Source organism: Ramlibacter sp. (genome assembly GCF_050250995.1).
In the GTDB taxonomy this organism is placed as follows: domain Bacteria; phylum Pseudomonadota; class Gammaproteobacteria; order Burkholderiales; family Burkholderiaceae_C; genus Ramlibacter.
The window spans coordinates 51,869-68,526 of sequence record NZ_JBFWNP010000001.1; the positions used below are offsets into that span (position 1 = coordinate 51,869).

17 protein-coding genes are annotated in these 16,658 nt (G+C 69.0%); 7 read left to right on the forward strand and 10 right to left on the reverse strand.

Translation table 11 applies throughout. The features are described 5' to 3' along the window. Window positions 1-2 precede the first annotated feature (2 nt). The 4 genes from AB7E83_RS00275 to AB7E83_RS00290 all read right to left on the reverse strand — a co-directional run bounded on the left by AB7E83_RS00275 (window position 3) and on the right by AB7E83_RS00290 (window position 4,431). Window positions 3-1,241 carry a CaiB/BaiF CoA transferase family protein gene (locus tag AB7E83_RS00275; RefSeq protein WP_428563814.1) on the reverse strand — a complete coding sequence of 413 codons (1,239 nt, stop codon included), beginning with the start codon at window positions 1,239-1,241 and terminating at the stop codon, window positions 3-5. 13 nt (window positions 1,242-1,254) lie between these two features. Next, window positions 1,255-2,502: an acetyl-CoA hydrolase/transferase family protein gene (locus AB7E83_RS00280; RefSeq protein ID WP_428563817.1), complete on the reverse strand. Its 1,248-nt coding sequence runs from the start codon at window positions 2,500-2,502 to the stop codon at window positions 1,255-1,257. A 72-nt stretch (window positions 2,503-2,574) separates the two neighbouring features. Continuing rightward, window positions 2,575-3,261, reverse strand: coding sequence for an SDR family NAD(P)-dependent oxidoreductase (locus tag AB7E83_RS00285; RefSeq protein WP_428563820.1), 687 nt, complete (start codon window positions 3,259-3,261; stop codon window positions 2,575-2,577). 24 nt (window positions 3,262-3,285) lie between these two features. Then, window positions 3,286-4,431 (reverse strand): CaiB/BaiF CoA transferase family protein, encoded by a 1,146-nt coding sequence (locus tag AB7E83_RS00290; RefSeq protein ID WP_428563822.1) that lies wholly within the window; start codon window positions 4,429-4,431, stop codon window positions 3,286-3,288. Window positions 4,432-4,552: 121 nt separating this feature from the next. Between AB7E83_RS00290 and AB7E83_RS00295 the strand changes: the two genes are divergently transcribed. Beyond that, window positions 4,553-5,731: an MFS transporter gene (locus AB7E83_RS00295; RefSeq protein WP_428563825.1), complete on the forward strand. Its 1,179-nt coding sequence runs from the start codon at window positions 4,553-4,555 to the stop codon at window positions 5,729-5,731. A gap of 13 nt (window positions 5,732-5,744) precedes the next feature. On the opposite strand, the gene AB7E83_RS00300 is transcribed toward AB7E83_RS00295, so the two are convergent. Both AB7E83_RS00300 and AB7E83_RS00305 read right to left on the reverse strand, forming a co-directional pair. Beyond that, window positions 5,745-6,359, reverse strand: coding sequence for an isochorismatase family protein (locus AB7E83_RS00300; RefSeq protein WP_428563828.1), 615 nt, complete (start codon window positions 6,357-6,359; stop codon window positions 5,745-5,747). Between the two features lie 60 nt (window positions 6,360-6,419). Next, a complete protein-coding gene (locus AB7E83_RS00305) occupies window positions 6,420-7,238 on the reverse strand; it encodes an enoyl-CoA hydratase/isomerase family protein (RefSeq protein WP_428563831.1) in 819 nt (272 codons plus the stop codon). Between the two features lie 109 nt (window positions 7,239-7,347). On the opposite strand from AB7E83_RS00305, the gene AB7E83_RS00310 reads away from it, so the two are divergent. Continuing rightward, window positions 7,348-8,523, forward strand: a complete 1,176-nt coding sequence (locus AB7E83_RS00310) for an MFS transporter (protein ID WP_428563834.1) — start codon at window positions 7,348-7,350, stop codon at window positions 8,521-8,523. Window positions 8,524-8,542: 19 nt separating this feature from the next. Here AB7E83_RS00310 and AB7E83_RS00315 read toward each other — a convergent pair whose 3' ends face one another. After that, window positions 8,543-9,970 carry an APC family permease gene (locus tag AB7E83_RS00315; protein WP_428563837.1) on the reverse strand — a complete coding sequence of 476 codons (1,428 nt, stop codon included), beginning with the start codon at window positions 9,968-9,970 and terminating at the stop codon, window positions 8,543-8,545. A 147-nt stretch (window positions 9,971-10,117) separates the two neighbouring features. On the opposite strand from AB7E83_RS00315, the gene AB7E83_RS00320 reads away from it, so the two are divergent. Both AB7E83_RS00320 and AB7E83_RS00325 read left to right on the forward strand, forming a co-directional pair. Beyond that, complete coding sequence (locus AB7E83_RS00320; protein WP_428563840.1) at window positions 10,118-10,747, forward strand: nucleotidyltransferase domain-containing protein; 630 nt, start codon at window positions 10,118-10,120, stop codon at window positions 10,745-10,747. A 73-nt stretch (window positions 10,748-10,820) separates the two neighbouring features. After that, entirely contained in the window at window positions 10,821-11,102 is a 282-nt protein-coding gene (locus AB7E83_RS00325) for a hypothetical protein (RefSeq protein WP_428563843.1), read from the forward strand. 67 nt (window positions 11,103-11,169) lie between these two features. On the opposite strand, the gene AB7E83_RS00330 is transcribed toward AB7E83_RS00325, so the two are convergent. After that, window positions 11,170-11,400, reverse strand: a complete 231-nt coding sequence (locus AB7E83_RS00330; protein ID WP_428564710.1) for a helix-turn-helix domain-containing protein — start codon at window positions 11,398-11,400, stop codon at window positions 11,170-11,172. A 159-nt stretch (window positions 11,401-11,559) separates the two neighbouring features. On the opposite strand from AB7E83_RS00330, the gene AB7E83_RS00335 reads away from it, so the two are divergent. From AB7E83_RS00335 to AB7E83_RS00345, 3 genes are read left to right on the forward strand one after another with little or no spacing between them, the layout of a single operon-like run. After that, window positions 11,560-12,327 (forward strand): enoyl-CoA hydratase/isomerase family protein, encoded by a 768-nt coding sequence (locus AB7E83_RS00335; protein ID WP_428563846.1) that lies wholly within the window; start codon window positions 11,560-11,562, stop codon window positions 12,325-12,327. Window positions 12,328-12,385: 58 nt separating this feature from the next. Further along, entirely contained in the window at window positions 12,386-13,537 is a 1,152-nt protein-coding gene (locus tag AB7E83_RS00340) for an MFS transporter (RefSeq protein ID WP_428563849.1), read from the forward strand. A gap of 41 nt (window positions 13,538-13,578) precedes the next feature. Further along, window positions 13,579-14,541 (forward strand): Bug family tripartite tricarboxylate transporter substrate binding protein, encoded by a 963-nt coding sequence (locus AB7E83_RS00345; protein ID WP_428563851.1) that lies wholly within the window; start codon window positions 13,579-13,581, stop codon window positions 14,539-14,541. A gap of 13 nt (window positions 14,542-14,554) precedes the next feature. On the opposite strand, the gene AB7E83_RS00350 is transcribed toward AB7E83_RS00345, so the two are convergent. Beyond that, window positions 14,555-15,445, reverse strand: a complete 891-nt coding sequence (locus AB7E83_RS00350) for an HpcH/HpaI aldolase/citrate lyase family protein (RefSeq protein ID WP_428563854.1) — start codon at window positions 15,443-15,445, stop codon at window positions 14,555-14,557. A 24-nt stretch (window positions 15,446-15,469) separates the two neighbouring features. Then, the gene (locus AB7E83_RS00355; RefSeq protein ID WP_428563857.1) at window positions 15,470-16,654 is read right to left on the reverse strand and encodes a CaiB/BaiF CoA transferase family protein; all 1,185 of its coding nucleotides are present in this window, start codon (window positions 16,652-16,654) and stop codon (window positions 15,470-15,472) included. Between the last annotated feature and the right edge of the window lie 4 nt (window positions 16,655-16,658).

Genomic DNA, 16,658 nt, shown 5'->3' on the forward strand with positions numbered 1-16,658 from the left:
TGTTAGATGACCTTGCGCTCGCGCAGGCCCGCGAGATCGTCCTCGCCGAGACCGAGCCAGTCCCCCAGCACTTCCTGCGTGTGCTCGCCGAGCTTCGGCGGATGCGCCGTGGGCGGGTGGGGCATGCCGCTCATCTTGATCGGGAACGCGGGAACGCGCATCGTGCCCCAGACCGGGTCCTCGATCGTCTGCAACATCTCGCGCGCCTCGGCATGCGGGCAGTCCATGATGTCGCTCGCATCGTTGATGACGGCCACCGGCACGCCTTTCGACGACAGCGTCTCCACGATCTCGGCCCGCGTGCGCGCCGCGAGCCAGGGGTCGATGAGCGCGTTGAGCGCCTGCGAATTGTTGTAGCGCGTCACGCCGTCGCTGAATCGCTCGTCGGCGACGAGCTCCGGCTGGCCGATCACCTGTGTGAAGCGCTTCCAGATGTCCTCGCCGAGCACGGCCACCACGACCCAGCCGTCCGAGGCCTTGTAGGTGCCGAAGGGCGCGGTGACACCCGCGACGCCGGGCTTGTTGTTCTTCCTGAACACCGAATACATCGCCACCGACAGCTCGTTGAACACGAGGCTGGAGTCGTACATCGCGACGTCGACCAGCTGCCCCTCGCCCGTCAACTGCCGCTGCAGCAGCGCGAGCACCGCGCCGTGCGCGGCGACGATGCCGGCCTGCACGTCCGAGATCGACACGCCGAAATACACCGGCTTCTCGCTCGTGCGCTCGGCGCGCATCATCAGCCCCGTCATCGCCTGCGCGACGATGTCGAAGGCCGGCATGTCGCTGTAGGGGCTGCGCTTCAGGTCGGGCTGGCCGAAGCCGGAGACCGCGACGTAGATCAGGCGCGGATTGATCTCGCGCAGGTCGGTCCAGCCGAGCCCCAGCTTGCTCATGACGCCCGGGCGGAAGTTCTCCACCACCATGTCCGCCTTGGCCGCGAGCTGCTTGAAGATCTTCTTGCCCTCTTCGGTCTTCAGGTCGAGCGTCACGCTGCGCTTGTTGCGGTTGGTGCGCAGGAAGGAGAAGCCCTGCGGCTTGCCGTCCGCGTCGGGCCGCAGGGGTGCGGTCTGGCGCATCTGGTCGCCCTTGCCGGGCATCTCGATCTTGATCACGTCGGCCCCGGCGTCGCCGAGCCACATCGTGGCGAAGGGCGCGGCGAGGAAGTTCTCGACGGCGAGCACCTTCACCCCGGCCAGGGGCAGCGGCTTCTCGCCATTCGTCGATTGCGGATTCGTCATGGATTCGTCTTCTTCAGAGCTTCGCCGCGGTCGCGGCCCAGGCACGTTCGAGTTCTTCGCGGAATTGCGGCGCGGCCACGCCGATGAGCGCCTTCGCGCGCTCATGCACGCTCGCCACCCGCATGTCGGCAACGCCGAATTCGGTGACGACGACGTCGACGTCGAGGCGCGACAGCGAGACGACCGCGCCGGGGCTCAGCGTCGAGACGATGCGCGACTGCGGCACCCGGCCGAAGGTCGCATTGAGCGCGACCACGCTGATGCCGCCGCGGCAGGTGCGCGCGGTGCCCGCGAAATCGGGCGCGCCGCCCGCGCCGCTGATTGCGCGGCCCGAGAGATGTTCGAGGTTGCACTGGCCGAGCAGGTCGACCTCGAGGGCGGAGTTCACCGACACGAACTGCTCGAGCTTCGCGAGCGCCTCGTTCGTGTACATGCCCGCGCAGCCGACGACCGAGAGCTGCTGCTTCGCGCGCGGCAGCCAGTCGTACAGCGCCTGGCTGCCGGCGATGACCGCCATGCGGTGGTCCGCGCCGTCGTCGAGCGCGCCGGCTTTCGCGAGTTCGAGCACGCCGTCGGACACCATGCCCGAATAGATCTTCAGGTTCCGATGCCCGCTGAGGTGTTTCGCCAGCGCGCTCGGCACCTTGCCGATTCCGGTCTGGATCGTGCTGCCGTCCCCGATGAGGTCGGCGATGTGGCGGCCGATCGCATCGGTCGGCTCGTCCGTCTCGGTGAGGTACTGCGGAATGGCCGACGCCGATTCGCACATTGCCGCGATCTCGTCCGCGCCGAGCGACACAGCATTGGGCATCGAAGGCAGCAGCGGATTCACGACGACCGCGATGCGCCTGCACTGCTTCAGCGCCGCCGGCTGGAACTCCACATTGGGTCCCAGCGAGTAGCGGCCGTTGGCGTCGGGCGGCGCGACCTGCACCACACCGAGATCGAAGGTCTGCGTGCCGAGGTAGCGCAGGAACTGCGAGAACGAGGCGGGCAACTGGCGAAAGCGCCCCTCGCGCTGCGCGGCGCTGAATTCCGCCACCATCAGCGGCCCGGTCAGCGTCGCCGTGGGATGCAGCTTCGCGAAGTCGAACGGATTCGGAAAACCGGGCGTGATCGTCGAGAGGATGCGCACGTCCCGCGTGAGCGCGGGGTCGGCCTGCAGGGCTTCGACGAACGCGCCCGGCGGCGCGAGGCCGCCTCCGACGTAGATCGATTGGCCAGGGCGTACCAGCGCCGCGAGTTCGGCGGCGCTTTTCATCGGCATGTCATTCAGGTTGGATGTTCAGGGTTTGGAGCAGGTTCTTCCCCGTGCGCCTCGTCGACGGCGGGTTCATGCGTGGTCTTCTTCCAGATTGCCGAAAACTTCCTCGTACTTCCATTCCTCGCGGGGCTGCGCATGGTTGCGCCAGAACATCTCCGCCACCTCCTCGGCGTCCTTCGAGCCGGCCGTCACGTACTGGCAGATCACGGCGCTGAAGACGTGGATGTTCTGCTTCTTCAGCTGCTCGAAGAGCGTCTGGGTCATGGTGCGCAACGCGACCTTGCCGAGGCTGAGCGTGAGGTAGTCGCCCGAGGGCGCGAAGCAGAAGCCGCCGCCGGTGATGAGGAGGGTGCCGCTGCCGCGCGCCTTCATCGCGCCGGTGGCGGCCTTGATCGCGGCGAGCGCGCTGATCGCGCTCGTGTTGAGGTCCGCGAGCAGCGAGTCGAGCGTCTCGTCGTCGAGCGTGCGCGTGAGCAGACGGCCGTTGGCGAAGTGCAGCGCCGCGCCGTTGTAATGCACCACGTGCAGATCGGGGCCGATGCTCTCGACGAGCTTCGCCACCGCCCGCGCATCGCTCGCGTCGATCTGCCGCACCTCCACCTTCGCGCCCAGCTTCTCGATCTCCGCGGCGCAGGGCCGCAGCTTCTCGACACTGCGCGAACTCAGCACGATGTCGTAGCCCTCGCGCGCGAAGCGCTTCGCGGTCGAGAGCGCCATGCCGGGGCCGGATGCGATGCTCAGGAAAATCTTGCTCATGGTCGTCTCCTTCGTCCTTCGACGTCAGTCCTTGCGAAGCAGGGATTTCAGTTGCTCGTTGTCCCGCCCGAGCGAGGGCGCGGCGGAAAGCGGCGGCGGGCGCTGGCCGTCGAAGGACAGCGGCACGCCCACGAGCTCGAGCGTGTCGTCGGCCGGATGGCCGAGGATGCCCAGCGCCTTCGTCTGCTCGTGCGCGAAGATCTCGGCGGTGGTCTGCACCGGCGCCGACGCGATGCCGGCGCGGCCGAGCACGTCCTTCCAGTGCGCGCGCGTGTGCTCCGCCAGCGCATCGCCGATGAGTCCGTCGATGGCGTCGCGGTTCGCGACGCGCGCCATGTTGTTCGCGAAGCGTTCGTCCGTCGCCCACTCGGCGTGGCCCAGTGCCTCGCACAGTTTCGCGAACAGACGGTCGTTGCCGCAGCTCACCGCGATGTGGCCGTCGGCGGCCGGGTAGGCGCGGTGCGGCACGAGAAACGCGACGCCCGAGCCGTGCCGGCTGCCGGGGTAGCCGTCGGCCGCGTAGCTCGCGAGGCCGAGCGACATCCACGCGATGGCGGTCTCCAGCAGCGACGAATTGACGGTCGCGCCCTTGTTCGTCCCCTTGCAACGATAGAGCGCGGCGAGGATGCCGATCACCGACCACATGCCGGTGCCGAAGTCGCACACCGACACGCCCGCGCGCACGGGCGGCTGGCCCTCTTCGCCGGTCAGGGTCATGATGCCGCCGAAGGCCTGCATCAGCGGGTCGTAGCCGGGCTCCTTGTTCAGCGGGCCGACGTGGCCGAAGGCGCCGAGTTCGCAGCAGACGAGCTCGGGCTTGTTCGCGCGCAGGCTGGCGGCGTCGAGCCCGTATTGGGCGGCCGAGCCGGGCCGCAGGTTGTGCGAGAACACGTGCGCGTGCCCCTGGATCAGGTCCTTGAGCGTCGCGAGGTCGTGCGGGTCCTTGATGTCGAGGCAGATCGAGCGCTTGCCTCGGTTGAGCGCGTGGAACGCGACGCCTTCGCCGCGCCAGCGACTGGGTCCCCAGGTGCGCGTGGCGTCGCCGCCGGGGCGCTCCACCTTCCAGACCTCGGCGCCCAGCCCGGCCAGCAATTGTCCGCCGTAGGGCAGCGACGCGTTGTCGCTCAGCTCGACGGCCACCACGCCCGCGAGGGGCAAGTCATCCTGCATGTCGTGTCTCCTGCCGCGAGGCTAGGGCAAAGGCCGCGCCGCACCAATCCGCAAATTTCGAAAGCTCGGTTCGGGATTCGGAAAGCGCGCACGGCCCGCCTCCGCCTAGACTGGAAGTGCCTTGCCGCCCGCCTCCTCCACGCCCCTCGCGCCCTCCGCGCCCTCGCCGATCCCGGTGCGCCTCGTCGCCGCGCTCACCTTCGGCCACGTCGCCTTCATCGGCTACCGCTTCACCTTCCTGCTGCATGCGGTGAAGCTGGGCGCGGCGCCGCTCGAGATCGGCGTGCTGCTGGGCCTGCTCATGCTCGGGCCGATGCTGCTGTCCGTGCAGTTCGGCCGCTGGTCCGACCGCTTCGGCTACGGACGGCTTTGCGCGCTGGGCTTCTCGATGGAATTCGTGGCCGGGGTGCTCGCCATCGCCGGCGCGTCGATGCCCGCGCTCTATGTCACGAGCGTGCTCACCGGCTGCGGCTACATGCTCGCCTACGTGGCCGCGCTCAACGCCACCGGCAAGCTCACGCGCTCCGAGGACATGACGCGCGCCTTCGCGATGCTCACGATGTCGCTGTCGCTCTCGGCGCTGGTCGCGCCGCTGGTGTGCGGCTACGCCATCGACCACTGGGGCCACGCCGCGGGCTATGCGGCGATGGCGGGCTCCACCGTCATCAGCCTGTCGCTGCTCGCCTGGGCCGTGCGCAAGTACAGGGTCGCGCCCATGCCGGCCGTGGCGAAATCCAGCGGCAGCCTGCTCGAACTGATCTGGCATCCGAACCTGCGCACCATCTTCATGGTGAGCGCCCTGCTCTCGATGGGCTGGGACACCTTCGGCTTCCTCGCGCCGCTGCACGGCGTGCATGCCGGGCTGAGCGCCACGGCCATCGGCGTGATCGTCGGCATCTTCGCGGGCGGCAGCTTCGCGGTACGACTCGCGCTGCCCCTGCTCTCGCGCCGGCTGGGCGAATGGCGCATCCTGTGCATCGCGCTGCTGGTCACCGGCGCGGGCTTCGTCGCATTTCCGGTGCTCACGAATTTCTGGGCGCTGGTCGCCGTCGCCTTCGTCCTCGGCATGAGCCTCGGCTGCGCGCAACCCACGTCGATGAGCCTCATCTACCGCGCCTCGCCGCCCGAACGCGCGGGCGAGGCAGGCGGCGTGCGCGCGGCCATCGTGAGCAGCAGCCAGACCGCGCTGCCCATGATCTTCGGCGCGCTGGGTTCGGCCGTCGGCCTCGCGGCCGTCTTCTGGTGTACGGCGGCGCTGCTGATCGCGGGCGGCGCGCGGGCGCTGCGTCATCGCGTCTGAACCGGCCGGGCGCCTACTTCGTCGACTGCGCCGAGGGCGTTTCGCCCGCGATGAGCTGGTAGCACACGCCGATCACGTCCCAGCCGGGCTGCTTCGTCATGTCGCCCGCGAACTCGCCGGACAAGGCATGCACGGAGGTGATGACGGCGCCGGCCTGCTCGAAGCGGCGCAGCGCGGCATCTTCCGAGCGCGGGCTCAGGCCGGCGCAGGCATCGACGGCCACGTAGACCTTGTAGCCGTTGGCGATGCCGGAGAGCACCAGCCACTGCACGACGATCTCGGTGGCCACGCCGCACACGATCAGCGTCTTGCGGCCGCTCTCCTCGATGGCCGCCACGATGTCGGGGTTCTCGAACGAGTCGGGACGCGTGCGCTGCACGTGCTTGAACTTGCTGCGCCGCTCGGTGATCTCGGGCACGACGACGGGCGTGCCGCCGCCGCGCTTCGGGATCGTGAGCGCGATGGTCGGCATGTCGAGGATTTCCGCCAGGCGCGCGAGGCCGGCGGCGAAGCGCAGCATCTCCTTCGGGTCGACCGTGAGGCCAGGCAGGTCGACGATGCCGGTCTGCAGGTCGGCGAAGACGACGATGGCGTCGTCGGGGTTCAGCTTCGGATTTTTCATTTTCATGTACTGCTCCTTGGATGTCGTTCGATATCGTTCGATGTGTTCGAAGGTGACGCGAACGGCTCAGCGGCCCTGCCAGCGCGGCTTGCGCTTCTCGGCGAAGGCGCGCATGCCTTCCTGCGCGTCCTCGCTGGTATACACCTTGCGGTAGATTTCCACTGCGTCGTCGAGGCCCTGCTCCGCGCCCACGGCGGCCGCGTGCATCAGCGACTCCTTGCCCGCGCGCACCGACAGCGGCGCATTCTCCGCGATGCGCTGCGCCAGCGCGAGGGCGCGTGCGCGCACCTCGTCCGGCGTCGCGGCGACGTCGTTGACGAAGCCGATGCGGTGCAGCCGCTCGATGGGCATGAAGTCGCCGGTGAGGGTCATCTCCATCAGCACCGGCTGCGGCATCATCCACAGCAGGGGCACGGCCCAGGGCGAGCCGCGGCCCACCTTCACTTCGGCGATGCCGCCCTGCGTGCCCGCGAGGCCGATACGCAGGTCGCACATCAGCGAGAGCATCATGCCGCCCGCCGTGAAGCTGCCCGTCATCGCGGCGATGAGGGGCTTCTTCACGCTGCGCATCGTGCGCTGGAACGGGTCTTCGATGAACGCCATGATGTCCCGGCCGGTCTCCTGCTTGAGCCGCGCCGCCTCCTTGAGGTCCATGCCGGCGCAGAAGGTGCCGCAGTCGGACGAGGTGAGGATCACCGCGTTGATCGTCGCGTCGTCGTCGACGCGCTTCCAGAAGGCGGTCAGGCCGGCGAAGATCGCGACGCTCAGCGCGTTGCGCGCCTCGGGCCGGTCGATGCGCAGTTCGGCCACGCCGCCTTCGAGGCGCGTGAGGAGGAGGCCGTCGGCAAGGCGCTCGACGGCGGCGGGGGATGGCGAAGTCGTCATCCCCGCATCATGCGGGCGGCGCACCGCCTCGCCCAAACGCGCGGCGGCGTGTTCCGCTTTGCGAAACTGGCCGGACCCCGCCGCCCTCGTGCCTGTACCATCGACGCCCATGAGAGGACCCTGGGGCACGCTGGCCGTCACGCTCGTGCTTCAGGCACTCGTGTCCATGGCCGTCATCACGGTGCCCGCGATGGCGCCGGCCATGGCGCAGGCGCTGGCGGTCTCGCCCGCGCTCGTCGGCCCGTACGTCGGCATCGTGTATGGCGCCGCCATGTTCGCCAGCCTGGCGGGCGGCTCGATGGTCGCGCGCTTCGGCGCGATCCGCGTGAGCCAGGCCTGCGTGGTCCTGTGCGCGGCGGGCCTCGCGATCAGCGCGACCCCCTCGCTCGCGGCTACGGTGCTGGGCGCCGTCTTCATCGGCTTCGGCTACGGCCCCATGACCCCCGCGAGCTCGCACCTGCTCGCCAAGACGACACCCGCGCATCGCATGTCGCTCGTGTTCTCGGTCAAGCAGACGGGCGTGCCGCTGGGCGGCGTGCTCGCGGGCGCCTTCGTGCCGCTGCTGCTCGGCTGGGGCTGGCAGGCGGCGCTGCTGGGCGTGGCGCTCGCCAACCTGCTGTGCGCCCTGCTCGCGCAGCCGATGCGCGCGGCGCTCGACGAGGACCGCAGCGCCTCGGCCCCGCTCGTGTTCGGCAACCTCGCGCGGCCGCTGCGCATGGTGTTCGCGCACCGCGAGCTGCGCATGCTCGCGTTCTGCTCGTTCCTGTTCTCGATGGCTCAGCTGTCGCTCACCGCCTACATCGTCACCTTCCTGCACACCTCGCTGGCCTACACCCTCGTCGCCGCCGGCCTCGTGCTTTCGGTCTCGCAGTTCGCGGGCGTCGGCGGCCGCGTCGTCTGGGGCTACATCTCCGACCGCTGGCTCGGCGCGCGGCGCATGCTGCTCGTGCTCGGCGCGACGATGAGCCTGGCCTGCGTCGCCACGGCGCTGCTGCAGCCGGGCGCGAGCCCGTGGCTCGTGTTCGCGATCATGACCGTGTACGGCATGACCGCGATCGGCTGGAACGGGGTGTATCTCGCCGAGGTCGCGCGCCAGGCGCCGCCCGGCGAAGCGGGCATGGCCACGGGCGGCTCGCTCGCCATCACCTATTTCGGCGTGGTGCTCGGCCCGCCCGCCTTCGGCGTCGTGGCGAGCCTCACGGGCAGCTATCGCGCGGGCTACGCCGTCGCGGCCGCGGCGACGGCGCTGTCGGTCGTGGCGCTCACGCTGCGCCGCGCCCGCTGAGCACGGCGCCCCGACGCGATCAGACCGCGGCCGGCGACGCCGGCGAGGCGCGCCGCATGAGCAGCAGCAGCACGCCGCCGATGGCCAGCACGCCGACGCCGATCCACGCGGCGTTCAGGCCGCCGAGCGACTGGCTGTAGACGTACGAGAGGCTCGACCAGAGCATGTACGCGCAGCTCGCGCAGAAGACCATGGGCAGCACCGGATACATCGGCACGCGGAACGGCCGCTCGGCGTCCGGCGCGCGCCGCCGCAGGATGAACAGCGACAGGCCCGACAGCAGGAAGAACAGCCAGAACACCGGCGCGGTGAATTCGACCATGGCGCGGAAGCCGCTGCCGGTCCAGGCGCCGAGGCCCACGAGAAGCACGGCGGCGACGTTCTGCAGGTGCATCGCATTGGCGGGCGTGCTGCGCCCGGCGTCCCACAGCGCGATGGTCCGCAGTTGCGGCCAGTCGTTGGCGAGCGCGTAATTGGTGCGCGCGCCGACGATCATCGTGGCGTTGATCGAGGTGAGCGCCGCCACCGCCGCCAGCAGCGCGATGACCTTCTCGCCCACCGGACCGAATGCCACGCGCAGCAGGTCCGCCGCGACCGCTTCGGACTTCGCCATGCCGGCAATGCCGAGGCCGCGCCAGTAAGCCCAGGTGACCAGCAGATACAGCAGGGTGATGATCGCGATGGAGTAGATCAGCGCGCGCACCATGTTGCGGCGCGCGTCCTTGAGCTCCGCGCTGATGTACGCTGCCTCGTTCCAGCCGCCGAAGGTCAGGAGCACGAAGACCATCGCGAGGCCGAACGCCGACATGCTCGGCGCGCCCGCCGCAGCCTGCGCCGCGGGCGCGGCGGCCGGCGCGGCGCTCGACGGCCCGACCACCAGCCACAACGCGGCCAGCACGATCAGCAGCAGGCCGCTCACCTCCATGACCGTGAGCCAGCTCTGGGCCGACGCGCCCGCGCGCAGGCCGCGCGCGTTCACGGCCCACAGCACCCCGATGACCGCGAGCGCGTACACGGTCGGCCCGATCGCCATGCCGCCCGCGCGCAGCGGCACGACCTGGTGCAGGTAGTCGCCGAAGACGAAGGCGAGCAGTGCGATGGAGCCGGTGGTGATGACGGAGAACCGCGCCCAGCCGAAGAGGAACGCGACCGAGCGCCCGTACGCACGCGAAAGAAAGTTGTAATCGCCCCCGGCGCTCGGGAAACTCGTCGTCAGTTCGGCGTAGCAGAGCGCGCCGATGAGGGAGATCGCGCCGCCCAGGATCCAGGCGCCGAACATCCATTCGGGCGAACCCGTCATCTGGGCGACCATCGAGGGCGCCTTGAAGATGCCCGCGCCGATGACCACGCCCACGATGAGAAGCACCGCTTCGCGCAGGCCGAGGAGCGCGGCAGGCCGCCCGGTGGGAACGCTTTCGCCCGCGACAGACGTCGTCGGAAGACTCATTGACAACCCCGCTTCCTAGGTTTGAAAAGGAAGGGCCGGTTTCGACCCACGCGGGACTATACAGTCGGGCTCGCGGAATCGCATTGGAGCGAACCCCTTGTAAATCAGTCCGTTTTCCGGGATGATCGGTCCGAATTCAGGACTGACATGACACTCCTCGATGCCCTGATTCCCCGCCGCGAGCAGCGGCTGTTGCGAGCGCTCGTCCTTCATCCCGACCGTTCGTTCTCGGTGAATGAACTATGCCGCCTGGGTGGAGACAGCAAGTCCGCGAGCATGGCGATCATCGAGCGTTTCTCGAAGTCCGGCCTGATCGGCGAGGAACGAGTCGGCAACCAGCGGCGGATGCGCTTCAACGAGGCGTGGCCACTTGCGCAGGAATTGCGGACGATGTGCGTGAAGTCGTTCGGCGTCGCGGAGCCGATTCGCGAGGCGCTCGGTCCCCTGATCGATCGGGTGCAGCTCGCGTTCGTATTCGGGTCCGTCGCGAAGGGCACGGATCACGCCGGCAGCGACATCGACCTGATGGTCGTCGGCGAGGTCACGACCGTGGACCTGATCGAGGCCATGCGGAGCCTCGACGAGCAGCTCATGCGGCCCGTCAGCTTCAATATCTATTCGCCCGTTGAATGGCAGCGAATGCAGAAGGATCCCGTGATCGCCTCGATCATGGCCGAACCCAGAATCATCATCCATGAACGGACCGACGCCACCCAATCTCCAAAACCTGCTGCAAAAGGGCTACCTGAAGCCCGCGCCGGCAGGCGCAGGCGCTGAGGTCTTCTTCAACCGGGCGAAGGGCTCGCTTCAAAGCGCGCGAGTGAAGGGCCTGCGCAGTCACGACCGATTCGTGATCGCCTACGAGGGACTGTTCGCGCTTGCAATGGGCGTTCTCGCGCACTACCAGCTTCGACCCGGCGACAAGGAAGGTCATCGCGTGACCGCATTGCAAGGGGCGCTCGGCGTCATCGGACTCGCGCCCCAGGATCTCGCCCTGGTGGTCTGGGTGCATGAGCAACGGAACAACAAGATCTACAAGATGCCGCTGGACGCGTCGGAAGCCGAGGCGGACGACGCGACTCGCTTGCTGGCCACCGCGCTCGAGCAGGCGGTTGCCGTCACGCGGAAGTAGCGACCCGGAAAAGCACAAGCCGCGATTCGCGAGGCGGTGACGCTCGTCCCGGCTTCGAGGACTCCGCTCATGCGCTCCCGTCCTCCAGCACATACATCCCCCGCTCCAGCCGGCGCACGTGGCCCGTCGCGCAGAGCGTGAACAGCAGGCGCGACACCGTCGCCTTGGCCAGGCCCGTCCCCGCCACGACCTCGTGATGGCTGATCGGCCGGTCGGCCAGCTGCATCATGCGCAGGATCGCGAGTCCGCGTTCGAGCGACCGTATCGTCGGCTGTGCTTCCGTCGCGTCTTCTGGCATCACGGCTCACCTCCCTTGCACCGAGAAGCCCAGCGTATCAACCCGCGGCGTTGCGCGACACGGCGAGTTTTGCCACGCGGAACAAGGCCGCGCCCGTTGTGCAAATTCGCCATCGCGCCACTAGCATCGCCCGATTCACCTCCGACCCCGGGCGACCCGATGATCCGTTACGAAGTGAAGGACGGCGTGGCCGTCGTCACGCTGGCCCGCCCCGAGCGGCTGAACGCGCTGCTCTTCGAGATGCGCGAGGCGCTCGGCACCCACTTCGAGGAAGCCGACCGCGACGAGCGCGTGCGTTGCGTGCTGCTGCAGGCCGAGGGCAAGGCGTTCTGCGCGGGCGGCGACGTCGGGCGCATCGCCGAGGACACGCCGGAGACCAACCGCGAGGTGATGAAGCGCTCGCACCGGATGATCCGCAACCTTGCCGCGGTGCGAAAGCCCGTGGTCGCGGCCGTGCGCGGCGCCTGCGCCGGCATGGGCTGGAGCCTCGCGCTCGCCGCCGACGTCGTCGTCGCCTCGGACACCGCGAAATTCGCGCAGGTCTTCCGCAACATCGGCCTGGTGCCCGATGGCGGCGCGGTGTGGTTCCTCACCCAGTACCTCGGCACGCTGCGCGCGAAGGAGCTGGTGTTCTCGGCCCGGCGCATCGATGCGGCGGAAGCGCATTCGCTCGGCCTCGTCACGCGCGTCGTGCCCGACGCGGAGCTGGACGCCATCGCCCGGCAGACGGCCCGCGACCTCGCGCAGGGCCCGACGCGCGCGCTCGGCGCGGCGAAGAAGATGTTCCGCTTCATGCACCAGCCCGACCTCGTCGAGTTCCTGGAGCTGGAAGCCGCCGAGCAGATGGCCGCCATTCGCGGCTACGATCATCGCGAGGGCGTCACGGCCTTCCTCGAGAAGCGCCCGCCGAAATTCGAAGGACGCTGAACTTCGACGACACCGAGAGCGCCCGAGAAGATCCTGCGACAGAAGCCGAAGTAGCGCCTTGCCTCCGAATTCCACGCCCGCGATTCCGCTTCGCATCATCATCGCCGTCGTGCTGTCGCACGCGGCCTTCATCGGCTGCCGCTTCGTGCTCACGCTGCATGCCGTGGCGCTGGGCGCCGCGCCGGGCGAAGTAGGCCTGGTGCTCGGCGTGTTGATGCTCGGGCCGATGCTGCTGTCGGTCCAGTACGGACGCTGGGCCGACCGCTGGGGCTATGCGCGGCTGAGTGGATTCTCGATCGCCACCGTCTGCGTCGGCGGCATCGCCGCCGCGATGGCGTCGAGCCTGCCGGTGCTCTATGTCGCGAGCGCCCTGGTCGGCACCGGCTACATGCTCGCCTACGTCTCGGTGGTCAACGCCATCGCCCGGCTCACGCCGAGCGCGGAGATGACGCGCGCGTTCGCGGTGCTCTCCATCGGCTTCTCGTTCTCGCCGCTCGCCGGCCCCGTGGTCGGCGGCTGGGTGATCGACCACTACGGCCACCGCGCGGCCTACCTCACGATGCTGGTGTCGACGCTCGCGAGCGGCGCGCAGTTCTGGTGGGCCAGCCGCCGCTACGTGTTGCCGCCCCCGCCGGCTGCATCCCACGCACGCCGGCGCGTGTGGGACCTCTTCCGCTACCCGGACCTGCGGGCCGTCTTCATCGTCGGCGGCATGCTGTCCATCGGCGTGGACACTTTCACGCTGCTCGCGCCGCTGCAGGGCGTGGCCGCCGGACTGAGCGCCACGGCCGTCGGCATCACGGTCGGCGCCTTCAGCGTGGGCAGCATCGCGATCCGCGCGGCGCTGCCGTGGATGTCGCGCCGGATCGGCGACTGGCGCATCGTCATGCTCGCCCTGTTCGTCACGGCCGCTGGCTTCGCCGTGTATCCGTTCCTGCATCATCTGTGGCTGCTGTGCGCGGCATCGGCCGTGCTGGGCATGACGCTCGGCGCCTCCGCGCCGCTGGCGATGACGCTCATCACCGGCAATGCGCCGGCCGAGCGCGTGGGCGAGGCGCTGGGCCTGCGCGCCGCCATCGCCAGCGCGGGGCAGGCATTGGTGCCCATGTTCCTGGGCGGCATCGGCACGGCCGTCGGCCTGGGGCCGGTGTTCTGGTGCGGCGCGCTGCTGATGGCCGCGGGCGGATTCGTCGCGACGCGCAGGACCTGATTCGAAGTTGGTCAATGAAGATTCATCACAAGGAGACAAGCATGTTCTTAGGCAAATTGTTCGGCAAACTCGCGATCGCCACGGTCGCCGCGGCGGCCATCGGCGCGCACGCATTCCCCGAGAAACAGGTGCAGGTGATCGTGCCGTTCGCCGCGGGCTCTTCCACCGACATCGCTGCGCGCACGCTGGCCGAAGGCCTGTCGCGCGCCATCAACCAGGGCGTCGCGGTCGAGAACCGCACGGGCGCCGAGGGCGCCATCGGCGCGCGCGCGGTGCTGAGCGCGCCGGCCGACGGCCACGTGATGATGTTCACGAGCAGCTCGGTCACGGTGCTCGACCCGCTGATGCGCGCGAACCTCGGCTACGACCCGGTCAACGACTTCACGCCGATCTGCACGGTGGGCGGCACGCGCTTCCTGCTGAACATCACCGGCGCGAGCCCGTACAAGACGGTGGCCGACATCATCGCCGCGGCGAAGGCGGCGCCGGGCAAGATCACGTTCGCTTATTCGAGCGCCTCGACACGGCTCGCGGGCGAGCTCTTCCAGCAGGTGGCCGGCGTGAAGTTCAGGGGCGTGCCCTATCGCTCCAGCGCGCAGGGGCTGACCGAAGTCGCGGCGGGCCAGGTCGACATCTTCTTCATCGACACGCCCTCGGCCGGGCCGTTCTACCAGTCCGGCAAGATCCGCCCCGTGGTCGTGTCGGGCACCGGGCGCCTGAAGGAGTTCCCGGACGTTCCCGCCGCGTCCGAATTCGGCCTGGCCGACTTCAACGTCACGCCGTGGTTCGGCCTCTACATCTCGGGCAAGACGCCCGCGCCCATCCTGGAACAGGTCCGCACGGCCGTGTCGCGCGCGCTCGCCCGGCCGGAGATGAGGGAATCGCTCGAGAAGCGCAACATCCTGCCCTTCGCGCATTGCGGCGACGCGATGAAGAACTACCTGAACAACGAGATCAACGTGTGGCGGCGCGTGACGAAGAACGCGGGAATCGAGCCGCAGTAAGCTCGCGCGCTCCTCATGGGCCGCCTCGCTCCTGCGCGGCGGCGACGATTTCGCGCGCCGTCCGGACGTGCGCGATGTCGATGTGCTCGCCGTCGTACAGGCACGACGCGCGGCCTTCGGCCTGCGCCTGGTCGAGGGCGGCGATCATTCCCCGGTAGTAGGCGAGTTGTTCGGCCGACGGGCTGTAGACGGCGTTCACGATCGGCACGTTCGAAGGATGGATCACGAGTTCTCCGCTCATGCCGATGGCACGGTCCCTCATGCACGCGATGCGCAGACCGTCGAGGTCATGCACCTGCTGCCACATGCCCCCAATGGGCAGCTTGCCCGCCGCGCGCGCCGCCATCACGACGCGCGATTTCATGTAAAGGCTCTCCCGGCCATCGACGGACCACACCGTGTTCAGCGCGCGCTCGACGTCGCCGTTGCGCGCGGTCGCGCCCGACAACGCGGCCACGCGCTCGTGCGACGCGAGCTCGAAGGCGAACTGCATGGCCCGCGCGGTCTCCATGATGGGGATCACACGGGTGGAGCCGACGGGCATTCCGCGCCGGTGCTCCGCTTCGGAAAGCATCGCCGAGACGAGGTTCACGTCCTCCACGCCCATGGGCTTGGAGATGAAGACACCTTCGATGTGCGGGCCGACGACGGCCAGGATGTCGTCGAAGTCGTAGAGGTAGGGGGTCCGGTTGATGCGGACCCACGTGCGCTGTCGCTGCTCGGCAAGCCACGCGAGCCTGGACGTGACAATCTCGCGCGCCGCCGCCTTGTGGTCCGGCGGAACGCTGTCTTCGAGATCGAGGATGAGGGCGTCCGCCTTCGCGGCGGCCGCCTTCTCGATCCACGTCGGCTTGTTGCCAGGCACGAAAAGGAAGGTGCGCACGGGCTTGTGAAGGTGTGTCATGAAAATCCTGGGGTGCTGTCGCTGTCAAACGACCCGGCTGCGGCGCAGCGCGTCGATGGCCTCGTCCGGGTAGCCGATCTCGCGCAGGATCGCGTCAGTGTGCTCGCCGGCCTTTGGCGCGGGCCGACGGATCGCGGGCGGCGTGCGCGACAGCGAAACGGGTGGCGAAACGAAAGGCACCGGCTCCTCGATTCCATCCACCTTCATCGGCTGGAACGCACCCGCGGCGCGAATGTCCGGATCGGCCAGAACCTCGCGCGGCGAGTTGACCGGCCCGGCGGGCAGCCGCGCTTCGGCGAGGAGGCTCAGCGCCTCGGCGCGCGTATACCTTGCGCACCACTCGGACATCCAGCCGCCGAGCAGTTCGCCCTGCAGCCCCCGCTTCGCGTCGTCGTCGAAACGCACGTCGCTCGCCAGATCCGGTCGGCCGATCATGCGCGACCAGCGCTTGAACATCGCCGTGCCGACCACCTGCGTCATGATCCAGCCGTCCTTCACCCGGAAGATGTCGGAGGGCGCGTACTGCGGCGCACGGTTGCGCGTCGCCGAACGGTCGAGGCGCAGCACCGCCTCCTCGATGAGGTGGCCGCTCGACATATTCAGCGCGGTCTGCATCAGCGAACCCGTGACCTCCTGACCCATCCCGCTCGACTTTCGCTCGTACAGGGCCATCATGGTTCCCATGGCGGACGACATCGCGGTGCCGTAGTCGACCACGGGCACCATCGACTTGATCGGCTGGTGCGGATCGCCGGACACATGCACCGCCCCGCTCATGCACTGCGCGACGCCGTCGAAGCCCGTGCGGTCGCGCACCGCCGGCGCGATGCCGAAGGCGGACGCGGCGGTGAGGATGATGTCCGGCTTGAGGCGCCGCAGCGACTCGTAGTCGAGGCCCAGGCTCTCCAGCGTGCGCTGCGGCATGTTGGCGACGACGACGTCGGCGCCTTGCAGCAGGCGACGCACCACCTCCCTGCCCTCGCGCCGGTCGAGATCGAGCGTGATCGAGCGTTTGTTGCGGTTCACCTGCAGGTAGACGGCGCCGTCGCCGTCGGGCGTGACGGGCAGGATGAACCGGTCTTCGCTGCCGCCCACGCGGTCGATGCGGATCACGTCCGCTCCGTAGTCGGCGAGAAGCGCCGCGCAGAACGGGCCCGCGATGAAACGCCCGAAGTCGAGGACTCGCACGCCCTCCAGCACGTTGCCCATGGGT